A 10,990-nucleotide genomic window follows, 5' to 3' on the forward strand; every position below is an offset into this window, starting at 1 on the left:
TAGAATCACTGGCACGCAGACTGCATGGAGCAGTCCGCGCCCAGCCTTTCTAGTTTCCTGGAGTACTGCCTTTGAATGCGACAACCATCAACAGCCTGTTCTTGATCGGCGCGTTGCTGGTAGGCGCAAGCATCCTGGTCAGCTCACTGTCCTCACGCCTGGGCATCCCGATCCTGGTGATCATCCTCGCCGTGGGCATGACCGCAGGCGTCGACGGCGGCGGCATCATTTTTGACAACTACCCGACCGCTTACCTGGTGGGCAACCTCGCCCTCGCCGTGATTCTGCTCGACGGCGGCCTGCGCACGCGGGTGTCGAGCTTTCGCGTGGCGCTCTGGCCGGCGTTGTCGCTGGCAACGGTGGGCGTGCTGATTACCACCGGGCTGACCGGCATGGCCGCCGCCTGGCTGTTCGACCTGAACATCATCCAGGGCCTGCTGATCGGCGCCATCGTCGGCTCGACCGATGCCGCCGCAGTGTTTTCCCTGCTCGGCGGCAAGGGCCTGAACGAACGGGTAACCGCCAGCCTGGAGATCGAGTCGGGCAGCAACGACCCGATGGCAGTGTTTCTCACCGTCACCCTGATCGACATGCTCGCCAGCGGCCAGACCGGCCTGCACTGGAACCTGCTCGGCCACCTGGTTCGCGAATTCGGCATTGGCGGTTTCATCGGCCTTGGCGGCGGCTGGCTGATGCTGCAACTGGTCAACCGCATCAACCTGGCCAACGGCCTTTATCCGATCCTGGTGATCGCCGGCGGTCTGGTGGTCTTCGCCCTGACCAACGCCCTGCACGGCAGCGGCTTCCTCGCCGTCTACCTCTGCGGCCTGGTGATCGGCAATCGCCCGGTACGCAGCCGCCACGGCATCCTGCACATGCTCGACGGCATGGCCTGGCTGGCACAGATCGGCATGTTCCTGGTACTGGGCCTGCTGGTCACGCCCCACGACCTGCTGCCGATCGCCATTCCAGCCCTGGGCCTGGCGCTGTGGATGATCCTGTTCGCCCGCCCGCTGTCGGTGGTGGTCGGTCTGCTGCCGTTCCGCGCTTTCCATGGGCGCGAGAAAGCCTTCATTTCCTGGGTGGGCCTGCGTGGCGCGGTACCGATCATTCTCGCGGTGTTCCCGCTGATGGCCGGCCTACCCCATGCGCAGCTGTACTTCAACCTGGCGTTCTTCATCGTCCTGGTTTCGCTGCTGGTGCAGGGCACCAGCCTGCCGTGGGTAGCCAAGCTGCTCAAGGTCACCGTACCACCGGAGCCGGCACCAATTTCCCGGGCGGCCCTGGAAGTCCACGTCACCAGCGAGTGGGAGCTGTTCGTCTACCGCCTCGGTGCGGAAAAATGGTGCATCGGCGCCGCCCTGCGCGAACTGAAGATGCCCGAAGGCACACGGATCGCCGCACTGTTCCGCGGTCAGCAACTGCTCCACCCGTCGGGTAGCACCACCCTGGAAGTCGACGACCTGCTCTGCGTGATCGGCCACGAACACAACCTGCCGGCCCTCGGCAAGCTGTTCAGCCAGGCACCGCAGCGCGGCCTCGACCTGCGCTTCTTCGGTGACTTCGTTCTCGAAGGCGACGCTCAACTGGGCGCGGTCGCAGCGCTCTATGGGCTGAAACTCGAAGGCGACGATCCGAACACGCCATTGGGCAGTTTCATCACCCACAAGGTCGGTGGCGCGCCGATCGTCGGCGACCAGGTCGAGTGGAACAACACCATTTGGACCGTTGCAGTCATGGACGGGAACAAGATCGGCAAAGTGGGCGTCAGATTCCCCGAAGGAAGTCGCCCAGGGCCGGGACTCTTCCTCTAAACTGCCCACTTTCCGACTCACCTTGCTCGATCGGTACCTATGTCCTTCTTGCGCTCTGTTTCCCTTGCGGCCCTGTTGGGCCTGAGTCTTTCCGTCGGTGTGCTGCAGGCCGCCGAACCGCCCACCAGCGAGTCGGTTCAACAGAGCCTGGACAAGATTGCCGATCGCAAGCTGTCCGACGTCGACCAGAAGGCCCTGCAGCAGGTGCTGCAGCAGACCCTGAGCTGGCTTTCCAGTGCCGACGACTACACCAAGCGCCTGGCAGCGACCAAGCAGCAGGTGGCCGATGCCCCGCGCCAGACCGCCGAAAACCAGCGCGAGCTGGCCCGCCTGAAAGCCACCCGGGTGGTACCGATCGCCCAGCGTTATGCCAACCTGTCCGTGCCACAGCTGGAGCAACTGCTGGCCGAACGCACCACCCAGCAAGGCGAACTGCAAAAAGCCCTGGCCGACGCCAACAGCCTGATCATCACTGCCCAGACCCGTCCTGAACGGGCCCAGTCGGAAATCAGCAACAGCCAGACCCGCATCCAGCAGATCAACAACATCCTCAAGCTGGGCAAGGACAACGGCAAGACCCTCAGCAACGACCAGCGCAACCAGCTGAACGCCGAGCTGGCAGCGATCAATGCGCTGATTCCGCTGCGCCGCCAGGAACTGGCAGGCAACAGCCAACTGCAAGACCTGGGTAACAGCCAGCACGACCTGTTGATGGAAAAGACTGCACGCCTGGAGCAGGAAATCCAGGACATGCAGACGCTGATCAACCAGAAGCGCCTGGCCCAGTCCCAGCAGACCGTCACCCAGCAATCCATCGAAGCCCAGAAAGCCGGCGACAGCAGCCTGCTGGGGACCGAGAGCGCGAACAACCTCAGGCTCTCCGATTACCTGCTCAAGAGCACCGACCGCCTCAACGAACTGACTCAACAGAACCTGCAGACCAAGCAGCAGCTCGACACCCTGACCCAGAGCGACCAGGCCCTGGACGAGCAGATCAACGTACTCAAGGGCAGCCTGCTGCTGTCGAAGATTCTCTACAAGCAGAAACAGGCCTTGCCGCGCCTGAAAGTCGACAAGAACCTGGCGGACGAGATTGCCGACATCCGCCTGTACCAGTTCGAGGTCAACCAGCAACGCGAACTGCTCAGCAGCCCCTCCAGTTATGTGGAAAACCTGCTGGCCACCCAACCGCCAGAGCAGGTCAACCCGCAACTGCGCCGCACCCTGCTCGACCTTGCCCTCACCCGCAGCGATCTGCTGGAGCGCCTGAACCGCGAGCTGAGCGCACTGCTCAATGAATGCATCACCCTGCAACTGAACCAGAAGCAGTTGCTCAGCACCGCCCAGAACCTGCGCGCGACCCTCGACGAGCAGATGTTCTGGATTCCCAGCAACAAGCCGCTCGATCTGGAATGGATGGAAGGCGTCCCCAACCGCCTGCAAAAACAGATCACCACGCTGCCTTGGCTGTCCAGCCTCAGTGAACTGGCCGATGGCCTGCTGCAACGCCCACTGCTGTTCCTGCCGCTGCTGCTGGTGATTGGCGGACTCTTGTGGAAGCGCAATTATCTGTACGGTCGGTTGAGCAAGGTCCACAAGGACATCGGCCACTTCAAGCGCGACAGTCAGTGGCATACGCCGCTGGCAATCCTGGTCAACATCCTGCTGGCGATGCCGGTCACCCTGGCGCTGGCCTTGTGCGGCTACGCCCTGCAGATCGACGCCCGCGGCCAGAACGCCAACCTTGGCGCCGCGCTGCTACAGATCTCCCAGGCCTGGCTGGTGTTCTACACCGCCTACCGGGTGCTGGCGCCGGGTGGTGTCGCCGAGCTGCATTTTCACTGGGAAAAGCCCCAGGTCGAGTTTCTCCAGGGCTGGGTACGACGCCTTGGCTTCGTGGTCCTGGCGCTGGTGGCGGTGGTGTCCGTGGCCGAACTGCAACCGGCCTCGCTGGCCGATGACGTGCTCGGCATCGGTGTGGTCCTGACCTGCTATGGGCTGATGGCCTGGCTGCTCAGCCGCCTGTTGCTACGCAGCCCGAACCACAGCAGTGCCTCACTGTTTCGCAAACTGATCGGCATGCTGTTCACCGCCCTGCCGATCGCCCTGTTCGTGGCGGTCGGCTTCGGCTACTACTACACGGCGCTGAAACTCAGCGACCGGCTGATCGATACGCTGTACCTGCTGATGCTCTGGCTGGTGATCGAAGCCACCTTCGTCCGTGGGCTGTCAGTAGCCGCACGCCGCCTGGCCTACCAGCGCGCCTTGAGCAAACGCCAGGCCGCCAAGGAAGCCGGTGACGGCGAGACAGTGGTCGAGGAGCCGACCCTGGATATCGAGCAGGTCAACCAGCAGTCGCTGCGCCTGATACGCCTGACCCTGCTGGGCGGCTTCGTCGCGGCCCTGTATTGGGTCTGGTCGGACCTGATCACGGTGTTCTCCTACCTCGACAATATCACCCTCTACGAATACACCAGCGGCACCGGCGCGGCGATGAGCATGGTGCCGATTACCATCGGCAACCTGATCGGGGCCCTGGCGATCGTCGGTATCACCTTCGCGCTGGCGCGCAACCTGCCCGGCCTGCTGGAAGTGCTGGTGCTGTCCAAACTCGAACTGGCCCAGGGCAGCGCCTACGCCACCACCACGCTGCTGTCCTACGTAATCGCCGGCATCGGCTTCGTCTCCACCCTGTCGACCCTGGGCGTGAGCTGGGACAAGCTGCAGTGGCTGGTGGCGGCACTCTCGGTCGGCCTGGGTTTCGGCATGCAGGAAATCTTCGCCAACTTCATCTCCGGCATCATGATCCTGTTCGAGCGCCCGGTGCGGATCGGCGACACCATCACCATCGGCAGCCTGTCGGGCACGGTCAGCAAGATTCGTATCCGTGCCACGACGATCACCGACTTCGACCGCAAGGACATCATCGTCCCGAACAAGACTTTCATCACCGGGCAGTTGATCAACTGGTCGCTGACCGACACCGTTACCCGCGTGACCCTCAAGCTCGGCGTGGACTACGGCTCCGACCTGGATCGGGTCAAGGAACTGCTGCTCAAGGCCGCTCGCGACAACCCGCGCGTGCTCAAGGAGCCAGAGCCTCACGTGTATTTCCTCAATTTCGGCGAAAGCACGCTGGATCATGAGCTGCGCATGCACGTACGCGATCTGGGCGACCGCAACCCGGTCATCGACGAGGTCAACCGCTTCATCAACCGCGAGTTCAAGAAAGAGCACATCAACATCTCCTTCCGGCAGATGGAGGTGTATCTCAAGAACCTGCACGGCCAGGAATACAAGCTGGTGCCGGTGGAAGACGAGGCGCCCACCCTGGCACCCGCCCAACCGGCTCAAACCCCTCCCGAGGCCAAGCTCGACTAGCGCAAGCCGGCTAATCCCAGCAGAATACTCGGACATTCTGCTGGAGATGGCCGTTGAAAGCCCTCGACGAACTGACCTTCGACAACCGCTTCGCCCGCCTGGGCGATGCCTTTTCCACCCATGTGCTGCCCGAGCCCATCGACAACCCGCGCCTGGTGGCAGCCAGCCCAGCGGCCATGGCGTTGCTCGACCTGGACCCGGCGAGCGCTGAAGACGCCGTGTTTGCGCAACTGTTCGGCGGCCACAAGCTGTGGGCCGAGGCCGAACCACGGGCGATGGTCTATTCGGGGCATCAGTTCGGGTCCTACAACCCGCGCCTGGGAGATGGACGAGGATTGCTGCTCGGCGAAGTCTACAACCAGGCCGGCGAACACTGGGACTTGCACCTCAAGGGTGCTGGCCAGACGCCCTATTCGCGCATGGGCGATGGTCGCGCTGTGCTGCGCTCGTCGATCCGTGAGTTTCTCGCCTCCGAAGCCCTGCATGCCCTGGGTATTCCCAGCAGCCGCGCGCTGTGCGTGATCGGTTCGGATACGCCGGTGTGGCGCGAACGGCAGGAGCGTGCGGCGATGGTCTTGCGCCTGGCGCCGAGCCATATCCGCTTCGGCCACTTCGAGTATTTCTACTACACCCAGCAGAGCGAACAGCACAAACAGCTCGGCGAACACGTACTGGCGCAGCATTTCCCCGAATGCCTGGAGCAACCGGAGCCGTACCTGGCGATGTTCCGCGAGATCGTCGAGCGCAACGCCGAGCTGATCGCCAAGTGGCAGGCCTATGGTTTCTGCCATGGCGTGATGAACACCGACAACATGTCGATCCTGGGCATCACCTTCGACTTCGGCCCCTTCGCCTTCCTCGACGACTTCGACGCCCACTTCATCTGCAACCACTCCGACGACCAGGGCCGCTACTCGTTCAGCAACCAGGTGCCAATCGGCCAGTGGAACCTCAGCGCGCTGGCCCAGGCACTGACGCCGTTCATCAGTGTCGAGGCCCTGCGCGAAGCTCTGGGGTTATTCCTGCCACTGTACCAGGCCCATTACCTGGACCTGATGCGCCGCCGCCTCGGCCTGACCACGGCGGAGGATGGCGACCAGCAACTGGTGGAGGAGTTGTTGCAGCGGATGCAGGTCGGCGGTGTCGACTACACGCTGTTCTTCCGCCGCCTGGGCGAGCAGCCGGCCCACCTCGCGGTGGCGCGCCTGCGCGACGACTTCGTCGACCTCAAGGGCTTCGATGCCTGGGCCGAACGCTACACGGCCCGCGTCGCCCGCGAGCCGGATCAGGACGAAGCACGGCGCACGACGCGGATGCACGCAGTCAATCCGTTGTACATCCTGCGCAACTATCTGGCGCAGCGGGCCATCGAGGCAGCGGAAAAGGGCGATTACGCCGAAGTGCGGCAGCTACATGCGGTGCTGAGCCGACCGTTCCAGGAACAGCCAGGTATGGAAGCCTACGCAGAACGGCCACCGGAGTGGGGCAAGCACCTGGAGATCAGTTGCTCGTCTTGAAGTACAAGAGGGACACCCTCTTTAGATAAAAATCTGCTCCCGCACCCCGAAGCGTTCAGCCAGCCAGCGAATCTGGCGCAGGTTGAGCTGGCGCTTGCCGCTGAGAATCTCGGAAACCACCGACTGCGGCCCCACTCCAGGCAGGTCGCTCTGGGTCAGGCCATGCTCACGCATCATCTCTCGTAACACCTCGGCCCCGCTGGCTACGGGCATTGGCCAGTGCTCCTTGTCATAAGCCTCGATGTAGTCACTGATGATATTCACCAAACTCATGAGCGGGTTCGATTCGTCTTCACCGACGATACCCAGCAACTCGTCGAGCGCCGCGACCAGGGCATCGTAATCAGCCTCGTTTTTTGGTTTGCGCAGCAGTGGCTCTACAAACGGCCAGTGCTCGGAAGCCTGCTTGATGACAGCACTCATCCACATGTCTCCTTCCATTTACCCTTGTCATATTCGCGGTGGTCCAGCACATGCTTGATGTACAACTGCTGGGCAGCGTAATGCACTCCCGCGATCAGGCGCAGCTTGTTACCACCGATATCAAACACATGCAGACTGCCAACCTTGTCTGTGGCCGGGAATATCGCCTTGAGCGCCGAAAAATTTCCCGGACTGCTCCCCTTGATCCGCCGGCACCAGGCATCCAATGCACTGGCAGCCGCAGGCCATTTCGCCTTGGCCTCCCGGATCCGCTTCTCGGTAATCACACGCATGCAACATCCTTATCGCATCTTGCTATGGAGATTAGCCATCGTTTCAAATTATCGCAATTTGCTATTGAGCAACCTGACCGACGGCGCGCCTTTTCAGGCTAGGCGCTCAACCTCAGACTCATCACTTGAAAATGTGAGGACATGCGACATCGGCGCAGCACCTTGATAAAGCGCGCTACAGCCTCCAAATCAACAACATTGGCCAAATTGCGCGGAGCCCATCCCCATGTCCGAACCTCTACTCGTCCCCTGCCCCCACTGCAACGGCCTCAACCGCCTGCCCGCCGAACGCCTCGGCGATCAGCCGAAATGCGGGCGCTGCAAGAGCGAAGTGGTGTTGAACAAACCTTTCGAGTTGAACCAGGGCGACTACGCCAGCCAGATCAAGGGCGACCTGCCGTTGCTGCTGGATGTCTGGGCGGATTGGTGCGGGCCGTGCAAATTCTTTGCACCGGTGTTCGAGCAGGCCGCAAAGCAACTGGCAGGCAAATGCCGTCTGGCCAAGCTCGACAGCGAGGCCAATCAGCAGTTGTCGGCACAACTGGGGATTCGCTCGATTCCCAGCCTGATCCTGTTCAGGGATGGCCGGGAAGTCGCGCGTCAGAGCGGGGCGTTTCCATTGCCGCAATTGCTGGCCTGGCTACGTAGCCAGGGTATTGCCGTTTAAGCGTTATCTTCCAGCAGGTTGTGCAGCTCGACGAACTGCAGGGTCAGCTTGTGGCGCGGGTCGAAATGAATCAGCGGTTTGTTGGCCTCATGGGACTCGCGCATCTTCACCGAACTGGCCAGGTACACCGGTAGCACCGGCAGCCCATCGGCGATCAGGCCGTCGAGCATCTGCTGCGGCAGGCTGGCCCTGGCCTGGAACTGGTTGACCACGATCCCCTCCACTTGCAGATCTTCGTTGTGGTCTTCCTTCAATTCTTCGATTTCCGCCAGCAGGCCGTACAGTGCCTGACGCGAAAAACTGTCGCAGTCAAAGGGAATCAGAACGCGATCAGCAGCGATCAACGCTGAAACTGCATAGAAGTTCAAGGCGGGCGGAGTATCCAGGTAAATCCGATCGTAATCCTCGGCCAGTTCTTCGAGGAGCTTTCGCAGCTTGTTGATCTTGTGCTTGGCCTCAAGCTTTGGCTGCAGATCGGCCAACTCGGCGGTGGCGGTGATCACATGCAGGTTGTCGAAGGGCGTCTCATAGATATCCACCTGGTTCTTCTTCGAAAACGGCCCTGACGACAGGGTCTGCTTGAAGAAGTCGGCGATGCCCATGGGGATGTCCGCCCCGGTGAGACCGGTCAGGTACTGCGTGGAGTTGGCCTGGGCATCGAGGTCCACCAACAGGGTCCGATAGCCCTCGCTGGCGCTGACCGCCGCCAGGTTGCAGGCAATGCTCGACTTGCCGACCCCACCTTTCTGATTGAACACCACACGCCGCATGACAAGACCTCCGCGTATCAATGAATGATCGAGTGTAGAGGGCTTGGCCGCCGCTTTGCCACCTCGAAGAGACAAGAACTACCTCGCGATCACCGATAACTCGAAAAACGAAGGAAGATTCAATTCAAGCCGAGGAAATGACCGACAGATATATCGACGAAAACATGAATAATGGCTATGTGACATGCATCCGTTTGCCTGCCTGTCATTTTTATCGTGCAAATTGTAGCCAATTGTTTGCTACAAGCCCGTCACACCGGGATAATGCGCGCCACTTGGCCACAGCGCCACGCCACGGTGGGTATCGCTCTCAGCGATCCTGCCGCAGCGTTTCAAGGAAGCCCGCAGGGGCGGGAAGATGTTCAGTGATCAACTTCAATATCGCTCAATGGCGCGCCTGGGCCCCGGGCCTGGAAAGCGTGTCCGACTGGCAGACGTGGAGCAACCAGCCGACGGTTCTCGCACCGAGCGATGCGGCTCCCGATGTGTCGTTTCTGCCCGCCATGCAGCGCCGTCGCCTCAGTCGTCTGGCGCGCATGGCGTTCAGCGTCGGTTGGCCGCTGGCCCACGGGCACGAGGCCTTGCCGCTGGTGTTCATCTCCCGTCACGGCGAAACCCCGCGGACCCTGGAAATACTCAGCGACCTGGCCGCCGACCAGCCTCTTTCGCCCACCCAGTTCAGCCTCTCGGTGCACAACGCCATTATCGGCCTGTGGTCGATCATGCGCGGTGAAACCAGCGAAATGACCGCCCTGGCCGCCAATGGCGACGGTCTCGAACATGGCATGCTCGAAGCCGCCGCGCTGTTGGCCGAAGGCGCGCCGGCAGTGCTGCTGGTGATCACCGAAGAGCAGCCGCCCGAAGCCTATAGCCGCTGGATCGACGACGTGCCCTTCCCCTACGCCGTCGGCCTGTTACTGACGCCGGGTGATGACTGGCAACTGTCCCTCGCGCGCTGCGCAGATCACGGCACCCGGACCGAATGGCCCCATGCCCTGAACCTGGTACGCACCCTGCTCGGGCCACACACCGCCTGCCAACACACCTGGAAGACCCGCGCATGGAACTGGCAACGTCGAGCATGACCAGACTGCGCGATGCCTATTACTGGCGCCTGCTGGCCACTGCCATCAGTTTTGCCCTGTTCGGCCTCGGCGGGCTGTGCCTACGCCTGGTGATCTTCCCCCTGCTCGCCTGCCTGCCCGGCGACGCACAGCGCCAGCGCGAACGCGCCCGACGGACGGTGAGCCGGCTGTTCTGGCTGTTCATCCGGTTCATGGCCCGCAGTGGCGTACTGACCTACTCGGTCGAAGGCACGGAAAAACTCGGGCGCCCGGGCCAGATGATCATCGCCAACCACCCGTCGCTGATCGACGTGGTGTTCCTGATCGGGCTGGTGCGCAACACCAACTGCGTGGTCAAGCGCAGCCTGTGGCAGAACCCGTTCACCCGCGGGCCGGTACGGACCACCGAATACATCAGCAACGACGGCAGCATGGACATGCTCGATGCCGCCGTCGGGGCGCTGCAGGACGGCCAGACCCTGATCATTTTCCCCGAGGGCACCCGCACCTCGCCCGGCACGGCGCCGGCCTTTCATCGCGGCGCCGCCGCAATCGCCCTGCGCGGTGCGAGAATCATCACCCCGGTGGTGATCGAGGTCAGCCCCACCACCCTGACCAAGGCCGAACCCTGGTATCGCATCCCCAGCCGCCGGGTACACTTCAGTTTTCGTGTCGGGGCCGATATAGACCCACAGACCTTCGCCAGCCAGGGCCCCGCGCCCCAGGCTTCGCGCAAGCTCAACGATTTTCTGCACCATTACTTCATTAAGGAGCTCGCCACAGATGAGCGATCCAACAAGCGCCCTGCACCTTGAAATCAAGGAGCTGATCATCGACGCCCTCGGCCTCGAAGACATCAGTGCCCAGGACATTGGCAACGAGCAAACGCTGTTCGGCGAAGGCCTGGGCCTGGACTCGGTAGACGCCCTCGAACTCGGCCTGGCGATCCAGAAGCGTTATGGCATCAAGATCGACGCCGACGCCAAGGACACCCGTGATCATTTTTCCAGCGTGGCCAGCCTTGCGGCTTTCGTCACGGCAAAACAGGCAGCGTGAGACAC

At 62.1% G+C, this 10,990-nt stretch carries 10 protein-coding genes; 7 read left to right on the forward strand and 3 right to left on the reverse strand.

Annotation, left to right across the window (positions count from 1 at the left end; translation table 11 throughout):
• The first annotated feature begins 71 nt into the window (after positions 1-71).
• The 3 genes from BLU37_RS04950 to selO are packed head-to-tail and all read left to right on the forward strand — an operon-like array spanning position 72 to position 6,712.
• Positions 72-1,814, forward strand: a complete 1,743-nt coding sequence (locus tag BLU37_RS04950) for a potassium/proton antiporter (RefSeq protein ID WP_010453743.1) — start codon at positions 72-74, stop codon at positions 1,812-1,814.
• Positions 1,815-1,853: 39 nt separating this feature from the next.
• Complete coding sequence (mscK, locus tag BLU37_RS04955) at positions 1,854-5,195, forward strand: mechanosensitive channel MscK (RefSeq protein ID WP_010453742.1); 3,342 nt, start codon at positions 1,854-1,856, stop codon at positions 5,193-5,195.
• A gap of 53 nt (positions 5,196-5,248) precedes the next feature.
• Positions 5,249-6,712, forward strand: coding sequence for a protein adenylyltransferase SelO (gene selO / locus BLU37_RS04960; RefSeq protein WP_090202785.1), 1,464 nt, complete (start codon positions 5,249-5,251; stop codon positions 6,710-6,712).
• 21 nt (positions 6,713-6,733) lie between these two features.
• Here the strand turns inward: selO and BLU37_RS04965 are convergent, their stop codons facing one another.
• Together BLU37_RS04965 and BLU37_RS04970 are read right to left on the reverse strand one after the other, a co-directional pair.
• Positions 6,734-7,135: a helix-turn-helix domain-containing protein gene (locus BLU37_RS04965; RefSeq protein ID WP_090202788.1), complete on the reverse strand. Its 402-nt coding sequence runs from the start codon at positions 7,133-7,135 to the stop codon at positions 6,734-6,736.
• On the reverse strand, positions 7,132-7,428 hold the full coding sequence (locus BLU37_RS04970) for a type II toxin-antitoxin system HigB family toxin (protein ID WP_090202791.1): 297 nt from the start codon (positions 7,426-7,428) through the stop codon (positions 7,132-7,134). Before BLU37_RS04970 ends, BLU37_RS04965 begins: the two co-directional genes overlap by 4 nt.
• Positions 7,429-7,654: 226 nt before the next feature.
• Here BLU37_RS04970 and trxC point away from each other — a divergent pair, with 226 nt between their 5' ends.
• The gene (gene trxC, locus BLU37_RS04975; protein ID WP_090202794.1) at positions 7,655-8,095 is read left to right on the forward strand and encodes a thioredoxin TrxC; all 441 of its coding nucleotides are present in this window, start codon (positions 7,655-7,657) and stop codon (positions 8,093-8,095) included.
• Here trxC and BLU37_RS04980 read toward each other — a convergent pair.
• A complete protein-coding gene (locus BLU37_RS04980; protein WP_010453735.1) occupies positions 8,092-8,865 on the reverse strand; it encodes a ParA family protein in 774 nt (257 codons plus the stop codon). The two genes, trxC and BLU37_RS04980, sit on opposite strands and share 4 nt — an antisense overlap.
• Before the next feature lie 365 nt (positions 8,866-9,230).
• Between BLU37_RS04980 and BLU37_RS04985 the strand changes: the two genes are divergently transcribed.
• From BLU37_RS04985 to BLU37_RS04995, 3 genes are read left to right on the forward strand one after another with little or no spacing between them, the layout of a single operon-like run.
• Complete coding sequence (locus tag BLU37_RS04985; protein WP_010453733.1) at positions 9,231-9,950, forward strand: beta-ketoacyl synthase chain length factor; 720 nt, start codon at positions 9,231-9,233, stop codon at positions 9,948-9,950.
• Positions 9,926-10,744, forward strand: a complete 819-nt coding sequence (locus BLU37_RS04990) for a lysophospholipid acyltransferase family protein (RefSeq protein WP_090202798.1) — start codon at positions 9,926-9,928, stop codon at positions 10,742-10,744. The genes BLU37_RS04985 and BLU37_RS04990 overlap by 25 nt, the downstream gene beginning before the upstream one ends.
• The gene (locus BLU37_RS04995; protein ID WP_010453729.1) at positions 10,713-10,985 is read left to right on the forward strand and encodes a phosphopantetheine-binding protein; all 273 of its coding nucleotides are present in this window, start codon (positions 10,713-10,715) and stop codon (positions 10,983-10,985) included. Before BLU37_RS04990 ends, BLU37_RS04995 begins: the two co-directional genes overlap by 32 nt.
• The last annotated feature ends 5 nt before the right edge of the window (positions 10,986-10,990 follow it).

The sequence above is a fragment of the Pseudomonas asplenii genome (assembly GCF_900105475.1).
In the GTDB taxonomy this organism is placed as follows: domain Bacteria; phylum Pseudomonadota; class Gammaproteobacteria; order Pseudomonadales; family Pseudomonadaceae; genus Aquipseudomonas; species Aquipseudomonas asplenii.